Annotated in this window: 16 protein-coding genes and 1 CRISPR repeat array; of the genes, 2 read left to right on the top strand and 14 right to left on the bottom strand. The window is 62.0% G+C overall.

What is annotated here, in order from left to right; translation table 11 throughout:
* Window positions 1–16 precede the first annotated feature (16 nt).
* Window positions 17–2,122: direct repeats of the CRISPR family, unit length 29 nt; unit sequence GGGCTCATCCCCGCATCCGCGGGGAGCAC.
* A 57-nt stretch (window positions 2,123–2,179) separates the two neighbouring features.
* The 10 genes from cas2e to ONR57_RS09470 all read right to left on the bottom strand — a co-directional run bounded on the left by cas2e (window position 2,180) and on the right by ONR57_RS09470 (window position 13,535).
* Window positions 2,180–2,512, bottom strand: coding sequence for a type I-E CRISPR-associated endoribonuclease Cas2e (gene cas2e, locus ONR57_RS09515; RefSeq protein WP_308198676.1), 333 nt, complete (start codon window positions 2,510–2,512; stop codon window positions 2,180–2,182).
* A 23-nt stretch (window positions 2,513–2,535) separates the two neighbouring features.
* Window positions 2,536–3,495, bottom strand: a complete 960-nt coding sequence (cas1e, locus tag ONR57_RS09510) for a type I-E CRISPR-associated endonuclease Cas1e (protein ID WP_265123028.1) — start codon at window positions 3,493–3,495, stop codon at window positions 2,536–2,538.
* Window positions 3,492–4,205, bottom strand: coding sequence for a type I-E CRISPR-associated protein Cas6/Cse3/CasE (gene cas6e, locus ONR57_RS09505; RefSeq protein ID WP_265123027.1), 714 nt, complete (start codon window positions 4,203–4,205; stop codon window positions 3,492–3,494). The genes cas1e and cas6e overlap by 4 nt, the downstream gene beginning before the upstream one ends.
* Window positions 4,174–4,863, bottom strand: a complete 690-nt coding sequence (gene cas5e, locus ONR57_RS09500; RefSeq protein ID WP_265123026.1) for a type I-E CRISPR-associated protein Cas5/CasD — start codon at window positions 4,861–4,863, stop codon at window positions 4,174–4,176. Before cas5e ends, cas6e begins: the two co-directional genes overlap by 32 nt.
* Complete coding sequence (cas7e, locus tag ONR57_RS09495) at window positions 4,860–5,993, bottom strand: type I-E CRISPR-associated protein Cas7/Cse4/CasC (protein ID WP_265123025.1); 1,134 nt, start codon at window positions 5,991–5,993, stop codon at window positions 4,860–4,862. The genes cas5e and cas7e overlap by 4 nt, the downstream gene beginning before the upstream one ends.
* 6 nt (window positions 5,994–5,999) lie before the next feature.
* Window positions 6,000–6,653, bottom strand: a complete 654-nt coding sequence (casB, locus tag ONR57_RS09490; protein ID WP_265123024.1) for a type I-E CRISPR-associated protein Cse2/CasB — start codon at window positions 6,651–6,653, stop codon at window positions 6,000–6,002.
* Window positions 6,650–8,278 (bottom strand): type I-E CRISPR-associated protein Cse1/CasA, encoded by a 1,629-nt coding sequence (gene casA / locus ONR57_RS09485; protein WP_265123023.1) that lies wholly within the window; start codon window positions 8,276–8,278, stop codon window positions 6,650–6,652. The genes casB and casA overlap by 4 nt, the downstream gene beginning before the upstream one ends.
* Window positions 8,275–10,968, bottom strand: coding sequence for a CRISPR-associated helicase Cas3' (gene cas3, locus ONR57_RS09480; RefSeq protein ID WP_265123022.1), 2,694 nt, complete (start codon window positions 10,966–10,968; stop codon window positions 8,275–8,277). Before cas3 ends, casA begins: the two co-directional genes overlap by 4 nt.
* 266 nt (window positions 10,969–11,234) lie before the next feature.
* Window positions 11,235–12,107, bottom strand: coding sequence for a sulfite exporter TauE/SafE family protein (locus tag ONR57_RS09475; RefSeq protein WP_265123021.1), 873 nt, complete (start codon window positions 12,105–12,107; stop codon window positions 11,235–11,237).
* 33 nt (window positions 12,108–12,140) lie between these two features.
* Window positions 12,141–13,535, bottom strand: coding sequence for a rhodanese-like domain-containing protein (locus ONR57_RS09470; protein WP_265123020.1), 1,395 nt, complete (start codon window positions 13,533–13,535; stop codon window positions 12,141–12,143).
* A 257-nt stretch (window positions 13,536–13,792) separates the two neighbouring features.
* Here ONR57_RS09470 and ONR57_RS09465 point away from each other — a divergent pair, with 257 nt between their 5' ends.
* Both ONR57_RS09465 and ONR57_RS09460 read left to right on the top strand, forming a co-directional pair.
* On the top strand, window positions 13,793–14,209 hold the full coding sequence (locus ONR57_RS09465) for a hypothetical protein (protein WP_265123018.1): 417 nt from the start codon (window positions 13,793–13,795) through the stop codon (window positions 14,207–14,209).
* Window positions 14,210–14,222: 13 nt separating this feature from the next.
* Window positions 14,223–15,560, top strand: coding sequence for a DUF1254 domain-containing protein (locus ONR57_RS09460; protein WP_265123017.1), 1,338 nt, complete (start codon window positions 14,223–14,225; stop codon window positions 15,558–15,560).
* A 276-nt stretch (window positions 15,561–15,836) separates the two neighbouring features.
* Here the strand turns inward: ONR57_RS09460 and ONR57_RS09455 are convergent, their stop codons facing one another.
* From ONR57_RS09455 to ONR57_RS09440, 4 genes are all read right to left on the bottom strand, one after another.
* Window positions 15,837–16,946, bottom strand: a complete 1,110-nt coding sequence (locus ONR57_RS09455; RefSeq protein ID WP_265123016.1) for an ATP-binding protein — start codon at window positions 16,944–16,946, stop codon at window positions 15,837–15,839.
* A gap of 41 nt (window positions 16,947–16,987) precedes the next feature.
* Complete coding sequence (locus ONR57_RS09450) at window positions 16,988–17,953, bottom strand: linear amide C-N hydrolase (RefSeq protein ID WP_265123014.1); 966 nt, start codon at window positions 17,951–17,953, stop codon at window positions 16,988–16,990.
* Window positions 17,954–18,106: 153 nt separating this feature from the next.
* Complete coding sequence (locus ONR57_RS09445; protein WP_265123012.1) at window positions 18,107–19,561, bottom strand: lipase family protein; 1,455 nt, start codon at window positions 19,559–19,561, stop codon at window positions 18,107–18,109.
* 65 nt (window positions 19,562–19,626) lie between these two features.
* Entirely contained in the window at window positions 19,627–20,577 is a 951-nt protein-coding gene (locus tag ONR57_RS09440; protein ID WP_265123010.1) for an alpha/beta hydrolase, read from the bottom strand.
* Window positions 20,578–20,624: the final 47 nt, after the last annotated feature.

Below are 20,624 nucleotides of genomic sequence, written 5' to 3'. Positions count from 1 at the left end.
CGAGCCGGTAGGTGCCGGGCTCATCCCCGCATCCGCGGGGAGCACGTGCAGATCATTTCCACGAGCCGGTAGGTGCCGGGCTCATCCCCGCATCCGCGGGGAGCACCGGTAGTTGACGATCCCGCAGTAGCCCCGCGCGGGCTCATCCCCGCATCCGCGGGGAGCACTTTCTATGTTTGGTGTCCCCGAGGAATCAGCAGGGCTCATCCCCGCATCCGCGGGGAGCACTCATTCTCCCACCGCTCCCGGATCACAGCCCGGGGCTCATCCCCGCATCCGCGGGGAGCAGTTTTCCCAGTGATAGTGATCATTTCAGTGATCGGGCTCATCCCCGCATCCGCGGGGAGCACGGTACGCCGAGCCGCGTGCCGTGGAGAAGACCAGGCTCATCCCCGCATCCGCGGGGAGCACGTCCAGAGTGGACACTATTCGTGTCCACGTGAGGGCTCATCCCCGCATCCGCGGGGAGCACCGACTGATACCGGACATTCAGCGTGTCACCCGGGGCTCATCCCCGCATCCGCGGGGAGCACGCAGCAGAGGGTCACGACCGTCATCCGGCGAGGGGCTCATCCCCGCATCCGCGGGGAGCACCGGTTTCCCCCCCGACCCGATCGGGCTTGAGGGGGCTCATCCCCGCATCCGCGGGGAGCACTTGTGGAGAACCTGCCGAAACAGGGCGATAACGGGCTCATCCCCGCATCCGCGGGGAGCACGCGTTTTAAACGTTTTTACCGCTTCGGCTGTTGTGGCTCATCCCCGCATCCGCGGGGAGCACCGGGTTGACCGCGCGGTGCTTAAACGACCGGTGGGCTCATCCCCGCATCCGCGGGGAGCACCCCGATTCAGGCAGCGAAGCGTCGAGCGCGCCGGGCTCATCCCCGCATCCGCGGGGAGCACATCCCCAGCCCCCGGCTGCCGCTGATGATCCGGGGCTCATCCCCGCATCCGCGGGGAGCACCTGACGAGCACGATGCAGTCGCGGTCCACGTGGGGCTCATCCCCGCATCCGCGGGGAGCACAGTTCGGTGCGTGTGGCGCCGGGGGGTGGGGTGGGCTCATCCCCGCATCCGCGGGGAGCACTGGTGGACCCCCACCGACCCTGCCAGCAGCGAGGGCTCATCCCCGCATCCGCGGGGAGCACTGGAGCAGGTGCGGCATCAGGTGGTGGACGTGGGGCTCATCCCCGCATCCGCGGGGAGCACGCGGGGTGAGCGGAAGTGGTTCCCGTCGTGGGTGGGCTCATCCCCGCATCCGCGGGGAGCACCGTCTTCTCCTGGTGGTGTGGGGGTGGCGGAAGGGCTCATCCCCGCATCCGCGGGGAGCACCCCCACCGACACTGGGGCGTGCCACGCGAAAGGGGGCTCATCCCCGCATCCGCGGGGAGCACCCCGCGCTGATGTATGCCGCTAACCGTGCGGTGGGCTCATCCCCGCATCCGCGGGGAGCACCAGGTGACTGTGGAGGCTGATGAACCACCGGAGGGCTCATCCCCGCATCCGCGGGGAGCACTGGGATATGCGTGACCCGAAGCATCAGGCTCAGGGCTCATCCCCGCATCCGCGGGGAGCACAGCCTCGATCGACCCAGCATTTAGAATTTCCAGGGCTCATCCCCGCATCCGCGGGGAGCACATCACCGCTGATGCGTCACAGGTGCAGCAGGCGGGCTCATCCCCGCATCCGCGGGGAGCACCGGTCGCACCCGAGGAGTAACCGATGCCTGACGGGCTCATCCCCGCATCCGCGGGGAGCACGTGCTGGATGCGCTTGAAGAGAGGATGAACGGGGGCTCATCCCCGCATCCGCGGGGAGCACAAGGGGATGTCACGGAGAGTGCGGAGATGCGCGGGCTCATCCCCGCATCCGCGGGGAGCACCAGCGCAGAACTTCTGGTAGCGAGATATGACGGGGCTCATCCCCGCATCCGCGGGGAGCACGTGGCGGCGGCCCGGTGGGGGCGCCGCCGTCGGGGCTCATCCCCGCATCCGCGGGGAGCACCGACACCTGGGTCGCAGTGTCCGCCGCCGATCGGGCTCATCCCCGCATCCGCGGGGAGCACTTGCGCGGCTGCTACGGTCGGCTCCGGCTTCGGGGCTCATCCCCGCATCCGCGGGGAGCACACTTGCTGACCTGTGCAAATTTCGGTTCGACTTCGAGTTTTCATTCAGTTCATCCAGCTATCCTCCCCGCCTACGGTGCACTTTCCTATAGCGACTCGCCTTGCTCCAACCAGCCCTTGGTTTCGCCGCCGATTGAAGCGCCTGGCCTGTGTGTGGACGCCGTACGAGGTTCACACCGTCCAAATCGATGGGTTCCCAGTCGTATCGGTGGATCATGAAATCGAGCTTCTGCTCGTTTTTCGCCGGATACACCATGATCGCCCGACCGTCTTTGACGAGCTCACAGACACGCTCCCATAAAAGCTCTCGCACGCGGCGCGAAAGAACACCGACGAATACGCCGGGACTTATTTCTAGGAGCCAGCGGGTGACCTGGCCCCGGAGTCCCACAGGACACGCGGTGATGACGAGAACTACCACGGCGGATCCTCGTCAAGTTCCGCGTAGGACTGGCCACTCGCAAGGGGTGGGCCTTGATCGTCCCACAGGTAAACGACGTCTCCCTCCCACTCAGGTTCTTCGGGGCCAGCGTCGGGCAACAGAAGCGACTTAATGTCCTGTGCACAGCGCGTGAGGAGTTTCTCGCGCACAACGGCATCCCGAACCAGCCGCCTCGTGTCTCCTGCAATGTCACCGGACCCTGCTGCAGCTATGTCGAACGCTGCCGGTATGGCGACTTCCGCTTTGTACAGATCCGCGACATCGTAGACGAACGAACGATCGTGACCGGTGTGGATGAACCCGAGTCCCGGCGAGCACCCAAGCGCGGCGATCACAGCGTGCGCAACACCGTACAGGCAGGTAGTTGCCGCCGAGAGCGCCTGATTGACATCGTCACTCGCTGCGAAATCGTTCGGGTCGTAGTCGCGTCGGGACCACTCCACACCAGTTCGCGAAGCGTGCTCTCGGTAACATCGGCGGACACGTGCACCCTCACGTCCACGTAACTGCTGCATTGTCAGCTTCGACGTGTCTTCTCCTGGGAAGCGTATCGCGTACATGGCGCGGGCAACCGCGAGCCGACCGTCACGGGATGCGAAGGCTCTGGCTTGCGCATCAAGGAGGCGGCTTGACCTTCCGAGTGGCCGTCCGTGGGCGTAGTAGCGAACACCATGTTCCCCAACCCAGACAGTTGTGGCACCTGACTCACCAATAAGCAGCATTGCTTGATGTGTGACGCGTGTGCCCGGTCCGAGCAGGACTGCTCCGACGGCCGCTGTAGGGATATGAACCACGCCACGGTCATCCGTTGCTGTGAGCGCGTTGCCATCTCGATGGATCGTGCATCGTTCGAGGTAAATGAACGATATGCGGTCGGTGGCGCGTACTAGTTCACGTGGGCGGGTCGGAGATGCACCAGGATTGCCCTTCATCCCGGTGCGCCAATCGGTAAGGGTGCAAGTGTGAGCAGTCCACAGCCGTACGCCTTCGCCCGCCCCAGGCCTTCTGTCAGCGTGCGCCTCAGTGCTTGGGGATCTTGGACTGTGAGCACACCGTCGTATGTTGCCGTTGCGATGACAACTCGGTGCCCGCTTTTGAGGAAGCGCAGCGTCGATCGGTTCGTAACTCGTGAAGTCGCGTGCGTTCCCTCCGAACTTGTCAGCGCAAATCCGCACGTCTCCGCACGACGGACAAGCCACTCTTCCTGTTGTCTCACGGTGACATGCGCTAACGGCTTGGTATCAGCCCAGCCTTTGTCCGCTTTCGTACCGTGAAATACCGGGTTCGCGCGGAGCTTGAATCCCCACATCTGGCCCTTCGCCAGCCTGTCCAGCAGGGGGCGATAGTCACGGGTTTGCCACATATCACCGACCTGCCAGCCTGCCTGTTCTGCCACATGACTCAGGTCAGGTTCGATCGGACTCACCAAATAGAGCGCCGTCAACGAATCGCTTGTCTGGTCTACCCGCCACAGCGACCGTCCGCCTGCTCGCTCAAGCGAACTGGGAGGGAAAGCCGACTGCACCGCTGCATGCATGGACTGGGGAGAGGTGAGCAGTTTCATCGCACCACGCCGTCGCGTGTTGAGAGGCATTCTGGTCAAGTACAATTCACACACCTCCCAGCGCAGCAAGTGGCTCATGGCCGGTGGTCCCCAAAGGGTTGTCGATATCGAGGAAATGCTCGGAGACGGCACGCCAGTCATAGCTTCGGTACCGGGGGTCGAAGCTCCTCGGTTGATCGCGGACCAGTTCCGCGGAGTCGTCACCGTCGCTATCTATAACGATCCTCAGACGCAGTCGATCAGGTTGCTTTCTCTGGTACCACTCCGCGGCCCGCCAGGGTTGGTCTTGCAGCGCTGCCAATAGTGGTTCGTCGGTGACTTCCATGAGGAGCGGCTCGGAAGGCGGGCACGACCGCCTGCCGAGGTACAAAGGGAAGGTCGGGTTGATCAAGGCCTCGGAAAGACCCGAGATCAGTTCCTGGCCGCCTTCAACACCCGCGATAAAAGCGGCGTCCGCCAGGTAGTAGCGGTACGACAGCGGCAGTGTTTTCGAACCGTCGAGACTTCGGGCCACCTGGAAGTCTCGGATCAGAGTTCCCTGCTGGTCGACGCGCACACCGAACCGCAAACCCGCTAGATGTGAGATGTCATCGGTACGACGACACCCCTGCGCGGCGGCCAGCAATCCGATGATCCCACTCTTGGTCGGCTCGTGGCGCGTGTCCCTACGGGTATATCGACTCGCTGCTCCCCACGCTTGCAGTGGCGCTGCCAAGCGGATAATCAAGGTAGTCATAGTGATTCACCAAGGAGTCCGAGCACGTGCGTCTCAAGCTGGTCAACCAGTTCAGAGACGCTGACACGGTCACCGTGCCCCTCCAGGGGCTCGACAGCATCGCCGACGCTGACGTACCAGCGGTAGCTGGGGGCTCCGTAGGCCGACGCTACTTCTTTATCGCGCTTCACCAGTTCGCGCACGGCTGTGCGGACGGTACTGGTCTCAGCGCCCAACTGAACTGGGTTTTCGAATGCGCCGACGAGATTCACTGGCTGATCTGCTCGTACCGAGACGAGAATCGCATCGGGCACGGTCCTGTTTGCGAAAGAGTTCTGCTTACCCGTCGGCATAGACAGCGCTAGTGACTCCACAAAGGCAGCGGTTGCGCGGGCAGTTGCGGCATCGTCTCCAAGGTTCGCGCGCAAACCGTGAACGCTCACCGTCGCATAGCGGTACAAGGTCGAGGAGTTGAACTCGACAGTTCCGATCATCCCGGCGCCGGTTTCCTTATCTTCCTCTTTCAAGTCGTCGATAGCCGTGTAGTAATCGAATTCCGGTTCAACTGCGTGCACGCTAATTGCGTGGGCCACCTGAGCCGCCGCGTCAACACTCAGTTCGGCGTCGTCAGCAACCATCCGGCCGAAGAGCGCCACATCGAAGCTGTGATCCGAATTGATTGCCGCTTTAGCTTCCTTCGAGCCAATTTTTGCGCCTGCCCTGTGGGCAGCGATCGCGAGTTCCGCCAATTTGTGGAACTGGTTCGTGCTCAAGAACACGAGGTAGCCGGCTTCGGACATGCCAACATCGTCTTCTGGCGCGTTCTTTGCTGGCCTCGGTTTCGTTACCTTGATCCCCGCCGATCCGAAAGCATTCGAAGCGGCGAGCTCCGCGTCAGGCAACTCGATCGACGTGTCGATCGAGCGGATCTCGTCCACCAGAAGCTCAACGATCTGCTTGGTGCGGTATCCGATGTCTGATCTGTTCAGGGTCGCATTGAAACGCCTGCGCGTCGCTCGCTTCCAGGCTTGACTCGATACACGCGCGCGGCGCACACCGCCGAAGACCGCTGTCTTGGGACTGCCCGTGTCGTCACGGTTGATGTTGCTGGGCGGAACGGCCTGCAGGATGTGGACATCGATGAATGCCATTGCTCCTCAATTCTTTCGAATCTCGCTTTCGAGATCTACGGGTGTTTCTCTGACACGGTGGTAGTCGCGTCCCCACCGAAGACGCACACTGTTCGCTCGCCGCCCGCCGTAGAGGTGACGCAGGTCGACTGCGATCTGTCCGTAGTCGAGTGCGATCTCCTCGGAACGCAGCATCGAGATCAGGGCCCGAAGATGGTAGGTGATTCCGTTGGATGTCTGTGCAAGCGCAACAGCCTGGAACCGGCTGCGCACCGCATTCTCGCGCCCGGTAGCCGCCGAGAGCATCCGCGCTGCAGTTCCTAGCGATACTCCATGCTTGTGCATCCGCCTCGCTCGATGCGATTGCTGATGGAGGGCGTACAACGTGATCGCCGAATGCGCAGCACGTTCAAACAACGTTGGCATCTCGGGGTGGGATAACCTCGCGCACAACGCTTCTGGGAGCGCTCCCAAAGTTTCTGCCCATACTTCGGGTACGCTGCCAGGTTCCGCGGTGACAGCTCTGCGAAGTTTCGCGAGGGTCGCCCCCGCCTCCGCCCCATCCGCCGCGACGTATCGCTCCTGAAGCGACGAGACGAAGCCAGCAACTGCAACACGTAGCTGAGCATCTGGCGGCTGAGCCGAACGCTCTTCTAACGGAACCAGAACCGATTCGGTCATTGCGCACCTACCTTGTTTTCGACCTGTTCGAATGCACTCGGGAGCGCCTTGCGCAGCGCCGCCCAGAAGTAGCGCTCGGCGAGTGCGGAATCCAGCCACCGATCACGGACGAGGCGCCCTTTCCATGCGGGTCTACCCGCGCTGCCGATCAGCTCATATGCTTGCCCGGCAACAATATTGCGGACCTCCACCTGCCAATCGCGTGCAGCTGCTGTGTAGTCCGTGTCAGGGAGGATGTTCGCGACCCAGCGGCGGAAAGGCGCATCAATGGCAAAGAAGCCCTGAGCGCGTGAAGTCGACCGAGCGCCAGCCGGGTCGCCACCCGCCGCCTCCGCGAGGTTTCCCGCGAGCGCTGCGAGTGCCGAGACCGCATCGTCTGCGCACTGCACAGCCCGGGTGACGAATACGCGCGCCTCGCTTTCGTGATCGAGGAGCAACGCGTGGACAAGAAGTTCATCGTCGATACTTGCGCCGACGAAACTCGCCTGGTTGATGTATTGCAGCCCCAGAGCATGTGGACGTACTGGCAGAGATGCCTCGAGAATACCGTCGTTGACCAACTGGTCGATCCAGCCGACGACGCCCGGCGCAAACCCTGGAGAGGGCTTGCCCTCCGGTGCGGGCAAATCGGCGAGCAGCGACTCGATTCCGCGCCATAATGCCCGGCCAGGATCTAACTGGCTGGGATAATAGCGCGGCTCCCCCGCCTTCTTCGATTGGTTCTCGCTGTAACGCCAGCGAGTCATAGACTCGACCGTGTGCTGGTTGTACGGGTCGATTGGATCGCCGTTCCCCACCAGAACGCCAGTGACGACGTCACCCTCTCGTTGTAGACAGATTCGTCGGCTCTGCCACGTCAAGATGTCGGTAGGTCCAGTCGGCGTGAGGTCCTCGCGGCAGCCCACACCCGGATCATCACGTTCCCACGCGGGAAGATCACCCGCCGATAGCGTCGACCGGCGATGATGCTGCAGCACGGTGTTAAACATCAACGTCTCAAACAGGTTCCTGCCCTCGAACAAGACACCACCGAGCTGTCCGCACCAGGCAACCCCGATCGGGTATCCCTTACCGTTTTTCGTGCGCGGGTCCCTGGGGTCTCCGGACTTGATGCCAGACGAATCGAATGCCTGACAGTGCACCACCCATCGTGCTGCTTCCGAAAAGGCCAGCCGCTCGGCGCGAGCGCCCGCACGGGTCGTGAAGTACTTTGACCCCGCGGGGATATCCGAGATGAGCAGGTCTACGGGCCGGAACGTGCCTGCTGCCGTCTGAAAGCCGGTGACTTGGTAGAACGGCGCCGCCGGGGCGAACAGATCGAACCTGCTATGAACTCGGTTGAGATACTGGTCGATCTGATCCATTGGCAGCGACCCTCGGTTCCAGACTTCTTCCCAGGTGCCAACAGGATCTGCCCCCCATTCGATGGCACGGCGACAGATAGCCAGCAGAACGCGGGCAATCGCGAAAGCCTGTGTTGGGATGTCCCCCAAGATTGTTCGAGTATCCTCCGCTTCGACGAGTGTTTCGCGGATCGAGGCCTCACGTGGGGGACCGTTTCGCGGACGGATGATTATCCACGGCTCGTCGATCAGGTTGAAGTGTGTGTTGCTAGTCGTCGTCACTCGGAATCCTCCTTCTCCACGATGAGTCCTTCCACGCCGTCGTAGCGAATTTCGTAGTTCAGCAGTCGAGTCCGGAGATCGGAATCCAGCTCGAGGACAAGCTCTCCCTTGAGCCAGTTCGATTCCTGCCAACCGATGTACATGCGTTCTTCAAGGGCCTCGATCACCGCGTCCCCGACCTTGGGGTGAGTGAGCGACCGGGGAAGCCGCACGCTTCCGCCGAGGGCCCGCCGTGCGATGGCGTCATTGGGCCGAAACTCGGTGACGATCTCGTCACCTCCGCACTGTTTGAGCAGTGCCACCCCGTTCCCGACGCGGCGAGTAAGGATGACGTCAATTCCCTCTTCCGTGTCGCGGACTTTCGCCTGCCCGCGTGGACCATCGACTTCACCGATGTTCTCTGCCAGCCAGCTAGCAAGAGTCGGGCTCGCGGCCGGTGGCCAAATGCGCCAGGTATCAGCTGCTTTCTCCAAGTCTTTGACCTGTTTGGCGAAACGCTTGCGTGCGTCCTGCTCCTGCGCCTTCCAGGCTTCGGGCATCGGAAACTCGTCGGCGTACGCGATGCGTACCACTTCAGAGATGTCCTGCGGCAATTCCAGTGTGTTCCGCTCTTGGAACACAGCGATGGCGCGCAACAAGTGGAGGTCTGGGTAGACGTACCGAGACTCGCGAACTGGTGCTGGCGGTTGTGCTGACCAATCCTCGACGCCGGTGAGGACGATGCGCGGCACCGACAGTTTCGCTGGGCGCGTTCGCTGGTGCCGGTGCAACCGTCCCAGTCGCTGGAGGATCAGGTCTACCGGAGCAACGTCACTGATCATTAAGTCGAAGTCGAGATCCAGTGACTGCTCGATCACCTGCGTACCTACGACGATTCGCCGATGCGGTCGGTCTCCACTGCGTCCTAGATCGTCGACGAGGCGTGATTCGATGTCCGCGCGGTGCCGAGCCACGAACCTCGAATGCAACAGCACGACCTCACCAGGAAAGCGGTGGTCAAGCTCCCGGGCGACCATTTGTGCACGCCCGACGGTGTTGCACACGATGGCCGCACAGCCCCCGTCGGCAAGGGCGCGAGTAATCCTCGACAGCAGCGCCGCTATGTCATCGTTCATGCGCTCGACAGTGACCTGAGTCTGGGTGGAAATCTCAGCAGCGGTCGTTCGCCGCGCACCGTCGGAGACCGTTATGCGTGGGTAGCTACCGGCCGGAACGCCGCCCGCCGATGAAGCCCATCCTCTCCCCGACTCGTAGGCGCCGAGAAGCCGCTCCCTGTGTGCTTCCGGCAGAGTCGCGGACATCAAGATCACGGGGACGTGATAGGAACCCAGCCATTCGAGAGTCCTTTCGAGGTACTGCGTCATATAGGCATCCGCAGCGTGCACCTCGTCAACGATCACGACCTTGTTCGCGAGGGCAAGGTGGCGGAGCGCGAGATGACGCGCCTTCAAACTCGCGAACAGCAACTGATCGATCGTTCCTACGGCGAAATCTGCGAGGAGTCCGCGCTTCCTGCCGTGCAGCCAGCTATGAGCAATCACGTGCGCGTTTTCAACGAAACTGTCCCGGCCGATGTCCGCAATCGCGAAGTCCGACAGTAAGCCCCGATAGTCGTCGTTCAACTCCGCCTTGCCGTGGGCGAGCACGGCACTAGCGATATCTACTGAGTCAAGGCCGTCGATCCACTGGAGGACTCGCGCAAACATCGCGTTCGACGTCGCCATAGTTGGGAGTGCAACAAAAACACCGCCGCTGCCGAATCGCGCCGCGAACACCTCTGCCGCCGCGAGAGCGGCCTCCGTCTTCCCAATGCCCATAGGTGCCTCGATGATCAGGGCACCGGGCTCGCGCATCGAATGTGCAGCGTCCCACACTGCCCGCTGCACAGCATTAGGGCGTGCGCCGGCACTCAGCCTGAACCTGGATCGGAAAAGATTCTCCAGTGGTGGCGGCGTTGCTGCATTCCACCTCTCGGGTAAAGCCAGGTCAGCCCAGGCCGCCTCGGCGGTAAGGAGAGACTGGTTCCTCGGGCCAAGTGGGAAACGATCACTGCTCGCTATCCAGTCCGCCATGATCACGATGGCCGTCCACAACACCTGACGCTGGGGAGACAAAGGACAATCTGCCCATCGATCGAGAAACGTTTCGGCACCGGTAAGTCGCGTCAGGTGGTCGAGAAGTTCGTTGCGCGCCGCCGTCCACTCCGCGCCGCCGTAGTTATCGCGGTCTGCTGCGACTCTGATATTGGACTCCGTCGGCGGCACCCCGTGGTGGCCGCCCGCGACGATCGCGTACGACTTGGCGGCACGGCGCGACCAGCCCCTGCCCTGCAGATAACCGTCTATCGCCTTATGACTCACCAGCGAATGAGGCGTGTCCTGCCTTCGCTCGACAATTAGCTTCATCTGAAGCCCCGCATCCCTCATCCGATCCGCCAGCTGCGGAACCTGCGAAGCGAAGGCGGGACTCAGCTTTCCCACGTCGTGTATCGATGCCAGCCAGCACGCGAGAGCATGCGCTTCCGATGGCGTCATGTCCTGACTGAGAAAACTCCGCGTTGCCTCGGGTAACCAGGATGCCCAGAGTTTCTCCGCGACAGCGGCCGCATCCTCGCAATGCCGAACCAGCGGCATCCATTCGTCATCGGGCCTCCGGTATTTGCCCCATGCGCTTAGAACCTGCTTGCTCAACAATCGCGTTCGCCCCCTACCGAGGAACAAGCCGATTGATTACCGTGTCGTATATGTACGGATTCTATGCGGATTGAATCCGTTACACAGTTGTTTGCCTCAGATGGTAGATTCATGCGTTCCCCGCGTACGCAGGGATGAGCCCCGTGTTGAACACGCACCCCAAAGGCTACGGTGCGCTTCTCCCCACGAATGCGGGGTTGGCCGTCAGCTAAAGGCTGCACACGGCCCGGGCGGGCCCTAGCGAAACGCCCACCCCGCCACCCCTACACCCCCTGCGGCCGCCACCTGATCAAGCAGGTCTTGTCAGCGAGCCGGCATACTGCTGCAGTTAGTCCCACCACTGCGACGCCTGCGACGAGCGCGGCGCCGACTGGCCCGGGCAGTTCCTGCGAGAGCACGACAGCGCCCATTGCCAGCACGAAGTACCCGAAGCCCTTCCGCAACGACTCTTCCCGGATGCGCGCGGTGAGGCGCGCACCCACTAAAGCGCCGATGACCGCAGCTGCCGTGACGGCAGCGACGACACCCCAGTCGAGAGATACGGTCGTGAGATACCCCGCGAGGCCAGCGAAGGATTTCATCGATATCACGAGCAGTGACGTCCCCACCGCGATTGACATGGGCAAACCACCGAGGAGGGCCAGTGCTGGCACCACGAGAAATCCGCCGCCCGCACCCACCAGCCCGGTAACAAGCCCGACGATGAGGCCGTCAACCAGAATCCGCAGCACTGGCAGTTCCCCAGCCTGGCCGTGCGGCTTCGCGGCTGCCTTTCTGCGGCCGCGGATCATGGCGGCGGCGGTGGCGATCATCATGATCGAGAACGCGATCATTAAAACGGTGCCGGGCAGTTGGCCGCCCAGGAGACCGCCAAGGAACGCCCCTGCCATGCCAGCGGACCCGAAGATCAGGCCCGTGCGCCAGCGAACGTTACCTCGTTTCGCGTGCATTATCAGGCTGATCAGCGAGGTGACACCGACTGCGAACAACGAGGCAGCGATCGCTTCCTTAGCGTCCATGCCCGCGACGTAAGCGAGCAGCGGGACCATAAGGATGGAGCCGCCGCCGCCGAGCAGCCCCAGCGAAAGTCCTACTGCAACAGCGAGAATGACGACCACGATCACCGTTATTTCCATCGCCTGAGGCCCTTTCTGCCGAGCGGTGCGGACCTACTGCCGGCCGTCGTTCCATTCCGACCATCCGGCATAGCTTCCGGCCAGTTCGACGACGTGGTACCCCTTGCGGCGCAGTGCGCTCGCGGCGACTGAGTTGCGCACGCCCGACTGGCAGTACGTGACGATCGTGCCGTCTGCGGGCAGTTGGTCGAGATGCCAGAGGACGCGACCGGCACTGAGCTGGTGAGAACCGGGGATGTGTCCATCCGCGTGTTCGGTCTTGTTGCGCACGTCGAGGAGCAGTTTGATGTCGCTGGTGTCGAGTGCTGCGGGCGCAATCGTCGCAGGCTTCGTGGTTGGCAAACCAGCGAGATGAGTGGTGAAGCCTGCGAACCGGTCAATGCCGACGCGTACCAGGTGATTTCGCATCTGCTGCGCGGTCATCTGATCTGGAGCGAGGAGCACCAGCGGCTGCCCGTCTGTTTCAGGGTCGTACGCCCACGCGCCGTAGGTCGCGGCCTTCGCCGGGCCTGGAATGTTCAGCGACCCAGCCACAGTTCCGTTGTGGACGTCGGTGTGCGGTCGGGAGTCGACAAAAACGGCTTCACCAGCGTCGAGTGAACGCGCGACTGAGTCGTTGGCCAGCTGCTTGAGTGGAGGCATTGCACCCAGCACTGCGGGGCCTTCCTTGTTCTGCCGCTTCATGCGCGCGAAGTACGCGTGCGCGTCGGGCTGACCGTTGAGGAGCTGGTCAACGAACCCCTGCTCGTCACCATCCCGCACATACGGCGCCCACCACGCGTTCAGTCGTTCGTATCCCACCGTTGTCGCTGGCAGTGCACCGAGCGCTTTACCGCAGGCACTGCCGGAACCGTGCCCCGGGTACACCTGCACATAGTCGGGAAGAGTCAAGAACACCTGGCGGAGGCTCGCGTATACCTGCCTGGCGCCGGCGAAGCGTGTGTCGACTCCCCCGGCTGCTTCATCGAGCAAGTCCGGGCGGCCGAGGTCCCCGGCGAAGACGAAATCGCCGGAGAGCAGATAGCCCGGCGCATCACTGAACGCACCGTCGGTGATCAGGAACGACAGGTGTTCCGGCGTATGTCCGGGAGTGTGCCGGGCCGCGATTGTGATGTTGCCGATCGAGATGGCGTCACCATCGAACAACCGGGATGCATCGAAGCCGTATTGCCAGTCATCGCCGCCCTCACCGGAGACATACACCTGCGCCCCGGTAGCGGCAGCCAGCTCGCGGGTGCCCGACAGGTAGTCGGCGTGGATGTGAGTTTCCGTCACGGCGACGATCTGCATGCCGTGCTCTTGCGCGAGGTCTAGGTACTCACCGATATCGCGGCGGGCATCGACAACAACCGCTTCGCCTTTTGCCTGACACCCAACGAAGTAGCTGGCTTGAGCCAAGTCGTGGTCGTAAATCCTCTCGAGCAGCATTGCGCCTCCTTAATGATCGCGGATTCGATCAGTGTCACTATACCCCTGGGGGTATAGACAACGAAGACGGCCACAGTATTCCCGCGATCGCTGCGCAGCACCGTGTTGCTGGGAGGCGGCATCGTCCAGCGTCTTGCCCACAGCAACAGCCCGGTTTGCGCATTCACGCCCCCGACGAATGCGGCGTTGGTTGAATAACTACAACAGGCCACTATTCCCCGTTGACAGCACGAATCAACACTCACCGGAGGTCCACTATGCGCAGAACCGCTCCTCGTCTCACGCTTACGATCACCTGCACGCTCGCGGCAGGACTGCTCGCGGCCTGTGGCTCAGACCCGGAAGAGCATGAAGCGCACGCATGCGAAGCGATCGCCAACTTCTCGGTCGACGTGGGGGAAGCGCGCTCTCTCCTCGCGTCATCCCCGACGGTCGGCGAGATCCGGGACATGCGGGCCGAGCTCCAGGTGAGTTATGCGGAGGTCGCCGACGCGCTCACGGACGTGACAAACGACCGGGTGCGCGCACTCGAAGAGGCCTGGGCGCAGTTTGATGCGGCAGTCGCCGACGTTGAGCCGGAGGCCACGGTGCCGGAGGCAATCGCCTCGCTGCAGGAGGAAATCGCTGGTGTCGAGCGCGCCGAGCAGGAACTTCGCGCCGGACTCGAATGCTAGGGGGCGAAATCCCATGACGCCAACGACTAGTCCTGAGCTTGTCCAGCGCGCGTTCGAATTTGGTTATCCGCTGGTTTACAACATATCGACGGTCGGACTCTTCCTCGCCCGCGGGTTCGGGGGGCTGCCCCCTACACCGTTCAATACCTACGCGTTCGCGGATGAGCTGGCTGACCCGAACACGGACTTCGTGAGTGTTAACAACGACACCCTCTACGCGATCGCGCAACTCGACTTGTCCGGCGGGGCACTGGACGTGGACGTGCCGGACACCGGTGACCGGTACTACGTCCTTCAATTTGTCGACGCCTGGACAAATAACTTCGCCTACATCGGAACCAGAGCGACAGGGAACCGCGCGGGCAGCTTCCGCATCGTTCCCCCGGATTCTGATGAAACGGACTCAGCAGACCGGACGGTGATAGCCGCTCCTACGCACATCGTCTCGATCGTCGGCAGAATAGCCTGTGACGGGCCTGGGGATATTGGCAATGTGCTGCGGCTGCAGCACGGCTTTCAGATCCGTCCCGTCACCCCAAACGGTTCACTTTCGGGGATTCCGCAACCCCATCAAGATGTTCCCGCTGAACTAATGTTCTGGGAACAGCTCCGAGTGTGGTCGCAGGCATTCCCGCCAGCCCCTGCTGACATTGAGTACCTGCAACAGTTCAGGGCGCTCGGACTGCTCGACGAGGCTAGCCCTTACGTTGATCCCGAACCAGCGCTGATGCGCGAACTGACCGAGCAACTCGCAAAAGCCAAGCGCGACTTTGAAGCACACGCGATGAGTTCGTCTACGGAGGATCTTTCTGCGTGGCAGATGAATCGCAGCCTGTTCAACTACAATCTGGACTTTTTTGAGGTAGGTACGCTGCAAGCGCCCGAATGGCGTATAAGTGACCGCGCGGAAGCGTACACGGTGCGCGCGATTGCAGCCAGAATCGGCCTCTGGGGAAATCATGCGTATGAAGCGCTTTATCCCGCCACTTACGTAGATGACTCCGGGCGGCCCCTCAACGGCGCACACCGGTACGAGCTGCGCCTGCGAGACCTGCCGCCAGTCAACGCATTCTGGTCACTCACGATGTATGACATGCCGGACTATTACCTCGTCCGGAATAAACTCGACCGCTACTCTATCGGCGACCGCACACCGGGTTTGATGAATGAACCAGATGGCAGCTTGATCATCACCATCCAGAACGAAGAACCAGATGATGCGAAACGCCGGGCCAACTGGCTTCCCGCGCCTGCTGGCGATTTCCGGCCCATGATGCGGTTATACGTCCCAGGGCCAGAAATACTCGGCGGAACGTACGAGCTACCACCAATAGTGAAAGTCTCGCCTTGACAGAACTTCTCCGAGACACGCTTCCGCTGGCTCTCGGAATCGCAATAAGCCCTGTTCCAATGATTGCCGCGACACTCATGCTGATGTCGCCGCGAGCGCACGCGACCGGCACCAGTTTCCTCTGCGGCTGGGTCCTGCCTATATTGCTGCGCCGCAGCGCGCAGAAAGAGCGCTCAACAGCGCGCGCAGTTGGCTTGTGGAAAACAACGCAACAGTGATGGCTATCCTCCTCGTGACACTCGGCGCAGTTGTGATTGGCAAAGGAATCGGCAGCTTCTAAGCCAGGCTCTCAACACTGGCGCCGTCATGGCGCAGCGGCACCGACACGTCGGTACCACCTTCAAGTGTGAACCTACTAGCGACTTGCACGATCGCAGGTTCGGGCGCGAACCCGCCGGCGAGGATCGCCTGCCCCTTCCGCAGATTGGGGGCCTGCCCGAGTAACACTTCCGGAACCGTACCGAAGAAGTCCGCGATTTCAGCGAGGTCATTACGGCTGTTCAGCTTCATCAAGCAAAGGTTGTCGCATTGCGACAGAACCTGAGTGTGAATCTTCGAGGGCCGTTGGGTGGAGAGGAGTAGCCACAGACCGAACTTCCGGCCCTCCGCCGCGATCTGAATGATCCTCTCGCAGAGCGCCCGCTGTGCGGGTGAAACAGGATTCTGTGGACATAGGTTGTGCGCTTCGTCTATCACCATCAGAACCGGACGGCGTTCCTCACGCTTCGCCCAAAGCTGATCGAGCACTGCGAGAGCCGCAGCGGCAAACTCGTCTGTGGTCTTGAACCCGCCTAGGTCCAGTACCGTCGCGTCTGGCCGCTGATCGATAACATCCTCTACGCCGCGCCCTCCGTACGCCCAAACGTCCCATTGGAGCACCCGGAGGTTCTCCAGGCGCAACAACAGTTTCCGGGCACCGGGTGCCGGCGCGTCCCGGAGCCGTTCAATGAGCGCATCGACACCGGCAGCCCCGGCCTCGCTCTCCATCCGGACAAGCACGTTGTACTCTTCGGCGTCGAGAATGGGGTCCAGCCGCAGAACTGCAGCGCGGGACGCGAGATCCATATCGACGAATCGCACCGTCAGGCGCTGGTCTGCCTCCCCCCGTGGACGGAAGACCCGAACGTCCGCTTCGCCAAGTCGCGCCGAGACCTCAGGTGGAGCGTCGGCGCGGGGCTTACCGAAAGAGACGAAGTCGGCGTTGGGATCGAAGATGAGCATCGGAAGAGCTGTCTGCAGCATGAGTCGCTCAAGGACGACTCCCAGCGCGTATGTCTTTCCCGAGCCGCTCTGCCCGCACCAAAATGTGTGCCGATTGAAGCGTGACGCGTCGAGACTGAAGGTACTCCCTGCCTCAGCTGAGACACCGACGGACATTTCAATCATCAGCAATCCACTTTCGTTGAAATTTTTCGGGCACTTTCGGCCTAACTTGTGGTGAACTGCAGCGCATCCACCCGCACGAATGCAGGCGTAACGTTGCCGATTAACCCCTCGCTCGATAGATCGAGCTTCTGCCAGCGGCCAAAGTCGATTTCTTCGAGGTTCGTCCATACGATGTTCGGGCTGAAGGACGACTCGAATAGGTAAACACCGGCGGTCAGGTCGGCAAGTGTGCGCCAGATTGTCGCCGATATGTTGGGCCGCAATGGGTCTGGCTCGCCAAACGGTTGCGCGGCGTTCCGCATCACACTGAGCAGCGCCGCATACGCACGGGGCCGCGTTTCCGCTGGCGGCAGCCGGTCAAGATAGTAGCTCGCGCGTACGAACCGGTCCGCAGCTTCGGTTGTCCCTGGCAGCGGCTCGGTACCGCCAAATCCTTCGTACCGCTGCCTTAACTCCAACTGTTCGTCGAACGTCGGAGAGTTCGTCATGACGGTGTACGCGCGGTCGTGATACACGTGCGCGGTGCCGTCAACGTATTGGATAATCGCGGAGTCACCACTTCGATCATCGAGTGCTAGATGCACCGTGGCTTCCCGCTGTGACCGTGGCTCGATAAGTGAACAAATCTGAAAGTTGCGCTCCTCCATGAGTTTCAGGCAGTCTGCGACAGTCGCGCAGGTATCGAGGAACAGTTGCGCCCACAGCGACACTGCCAGCGCGGGCCGTGACATCTCACGCTCGCCATAGTCCGACTCCGCGAGCCACAACAGATGCGCCGCGAGCCCCACCTCGTTGACGCCGTCCGATGTGGCCATGTCCCACACCGTTGCGACAACACTGCCGTAGTCAGCGGTCCATGTCAGCGGGTTCGCATCCGCACCATGGCCGACTCGCTGTATGCCTCGCGGTGAAACCCACAGGTTGGTGTCCATCTCCTCGCGCCAGTCCATGTTGCGGCCCACCTGTACACCGTGTCCGCTCGCTGTCCATAACGCCCGTGTGCACATGTCTGGTCCTCCGCCGTGGTCCTCCTGTACCGATTTTGCCGGCCCAGCAGCACTTGAGAGGCCTAACCCGAAAATTAGCAACAGAAAGTCAGGGATTCGTCGCGCACCACACGACATGACGTTAACAACGGTCATGCCGGACGGCGGAGGAAGTCAGCCTCCAGCGCCGATGGCCTGTCCACCGACGATTGCGAGGATGTTGTCGACAAAGGAGGGCACGACAGTCTCTGCGACACCCGGCTCGATGAGGGTACTCGGCAAGGTCTGAATGTCACACCCCGCGAGCGACGCTGCCGATGGGTCCGTGAGACGTTGCTTGAGCCATCTGAAGGCTCCCGGACTTCCGCTCACCGCGATGAATCCGTGAGTAGTAAAGATTTCACGTGGCGGGTTTTGCGGAAAGTCTTCCCGGCGATATGTCACTGGGGCGCCGCCTCGGCAGTAGCTTTCGACAAGTTTGTCGGTGCCGACAATGGGTGCCACTTCCTCGCTAACACCATTGTGAATATATGTCGGCACGGTTGGCGCCCGGCCAGTGATTCCGCGGGCATCTATTTCGCGCCGGATCACCGGGTTCGCGAGAATCTCATCGATCGGAGTATTCAGGTGCAGGTCATAGTCGAACCAGAGGTTGTTGAGCACGTTCTGCGCAGCACAATGGTTTCGCGTGCGGGCTACGATATCTCTGCCTTGCGGAGTGAGGTATGAATTCATCTCGGCCATAAATTCAGGCGAATCTTTGCCAATGCTAGCGAGTGCAATTGGAATCAGTCCCGCAAGCAGCGAGCGATTTGATGATCTGAGGGATGCTTCGAGATCACGCTCTGGCGCGCCGAACGCTGCGCCGCGAATATTGAGCTCCGGGGCGTAAGTGGGGTGCTCCTCGATCGCCCAGCTCGACGCGATGGCACCGCCCGAGTAGCCCCACAAGGCGGTCGGTGTCGTCGGTCCAGCCAGGCCAATAGGCTCGAAGTTCGTGACTGCACGGATTCCGTCGAGTACCGCGTACCCAGGCTGGTGTGGCGTGAGGAACCGATCATCAAGCGAGCCGTGGTCCGGCATCGCGACCGCCCACCCTTCCGCGAGACCTGCAGCTGCGAGCAGAACCTCCGCCGCGGGCGCGCCGAGGGTGACAGGCCCAACTGGATCCGTGACGTCTATCGGAGCTCCGTGCACCAGGGAATATGACGGCCCACAGACGCGGAGGGTCGAATCGGTCGCCGCCTGATACGACAGAAGCGCACGGGGCTGTGATACGCCCCTCGGCACCATTACCGTCGTCACCGCGGCATCAGGTGCGCCATCGGCATCAGATGTGCGGTAAAGCAGCTGCCATGCTTGCACGTTGATCGGAAGCAACTGCATCGCGTTGACTGTGACTTCGCGCGATCGGATGATTTCCCCGCGCGCAAACGACGCGAGTCCATCCGGTCGGTCATAGAAGGCATCTGGTGGTGGCGGCGGCTCTGCGCCAGCGCTTCCACCCGCAAGCAGCGGCGACAATGTGAGTACCACGGCGAGGGTGAGGATTTTCGCGATGAGCCGTCCTTGCCACTTGCGGCGTTTATTCATTGAGCCATCGCCATCGCGCTCGACTTGCATTTTCATTGTCACCTTCAACCCGAATGGTTTTACCTAGTTAGCGGAAGTGGCCGTAAAACGTACGCTCGCCGTCACCCGGTTGCCTCGTCACGAGCTTGCGCCGCAACACATTCATGGATGAAATCAGCAACAAGTTCGATAGCCTGACGCGCCTCAGGAACAAAGCCTGCCGCCGCCTGGAATACGTGGACCTGTTTATCCCAGAACTGCAGTGTGCACGGCACGCGGTAGTGCATAAGCCGGCCAGCCATCATGCGAGCGTCGGGGCTCAGCATCTCGGTGGTGCTTGCTTGAATGAGAACTGGAGGGAGGCCAGAAAGGTTTTCGCTTACCGGAGACCGCGGTGCTCGGTGGTGCGATGGCGCGACGGGTCCTGGGCGCGCGGCTGTCGCCTGGGCGGTGAGGGCGCGGATAGCACTTCGGGGAAACAACGAGCACACGTCAGCGGTGGGTGCGGACAGCTTGGGCTCGTGATCCCAGTTCGTGAGTGGCGACAGCGCGACGATCGCTCCGGGGGCGGGCAGGCCCGCCTCGAGCGCGCAGATTGCCGTCATAAAGACCAGGTAGCCGCCGGCGGAATCGCCCATGAAAACCACCTGCTCTGGCCTTATTCCGGACTGGAGCAGGTATCGATAGGCGTCGACGCAGTCGGCTACCGCGTCTTCAACAGAGTTCTGGGGAAGCATCCGATAGTTGACCGTCAGCACCGGCATCGAGACGTCTCTGCAGATGCGGGACACCATCTGCCGGTGCAGATGCTGGTGTCCCACGTAAAAGCCGCCACCGTGCAGGTACAGAATTGCGCGATTTCCGCTCACCTCAACCGGGCGCACCCATTCGGCGGTGCACTGATTTAGCTCCACCCTCTCCCGGTACTGACCCGGCGCGACGGTCAGGAGCCGTCCGGCATGATCGACAAGGTCGTACGGCCACGGGAGCTCGGGCCATCGAGCCCAGATCGAGAGCAGTGGCTTGACTGTGGCGCGCAGAGCCGCGGCGACGAGCTGTCCTCGCGCACTCACGGCCGGGTAGCGACGAACTGGAACAGCACATGGGCCGGCTTTGGGCG

This window comes from Hoyosella sp. YIM 151337 (genome assembly GCF_026041215.1).
GTDB lineage: Bacteria > Actinomycetota > Actinomycetes > Mycobacteriales > Mycobacteriaceae > Hoyosella.
Note: the sequence above shows the minus strand (reverse complement) of the source record. Positions and strands in the feature narration are given on the sequence as shown.

Bases quoted from the DNA above. Each gene is read 5' to 3' on its own strand.
- ONR57_RS09470 (WP_265123020.1), bottom strand. From the start codon at position 13,535: ATGCTGCTCGAGAGGATTTACGACCACGACTTGGCTCAAGCCAGCTAC.
- casB (WP_265123024.1), bottom strand. From the start codon at position 6,653: ATGACCGAATCGGTTCTGGTTCCGTTAGAAGAGCGTTCGGCTCAGCCG.
- cas7e (WP_265123025.1), bottom strand. From the start codon at position 5,993: ATGGCATTCATCGATGTCCACATCCTGCAGGCCGTTCCGCCCAGCAAC.
- ONR57_RS09460 (WP_265123017.1), top strand. From the start codon at position 14,223: ATGACGCCAACGACTAGTCCTGAGCTTGTCCAGCGCGCGTTCGAATTT.
- ONR57_RS09450 (WP_265123014.1), bottom strand. From the start codon at position 17,953: ATGTGCACACGGGCGTTATGGACAGCGAGCGGACACGGTGTACAGGTG.
- ONR57_RS09455 (WP_265123016.1), bottom strand. From the start codon at position 16,946: ATGATTGAAATGTCCGTCGGTGTCTCAGCTGAGGCAGGGAGTACCTTC.
- cas6e (WP_265123027.1), bottom strand. From the start codon at position 4,205: ATGAGCCACTTGCTGCGCTGGGAGGTGTGTGAATTGTACTTGACCAGA.
- ONR57_RS09465 (WP_265123018.1), top strand. From the start codon at position 13,793: ATGCGCAGAACCGCTCCTCGTCTCACGCTTACGATCACCTGCACGCTC.
- cas1e (WP_265123028.1), bottom strand. From the start codon at position 3,495: ATGAAGGGCAATCCTGGTGCATCTCCGACCCGCCCACGTGAACTAGTA.
- ONR57_RS09475 (WP_265123021.1), bottom strand. From the start codon at position 12,107: ATGGAAATAACGGTGATCGTGGTCGTCATTCTCGCTGTTGCAGTAGGA.
- cas5e (WP_265123026.1), bottom strand. From the start codon at position 4,863: ATGACTACCTTGATTATCCGCTTGGCAGCGCCACTGCAAGCGTGGGGA.
- ONR57_RS09445 (WP_265123012.1), bottom strand. From the start codon at position 19,561: ATGAAAATGCAAGTCGAGCGCGATGGCGATGGCTCAATGAATAAACGC.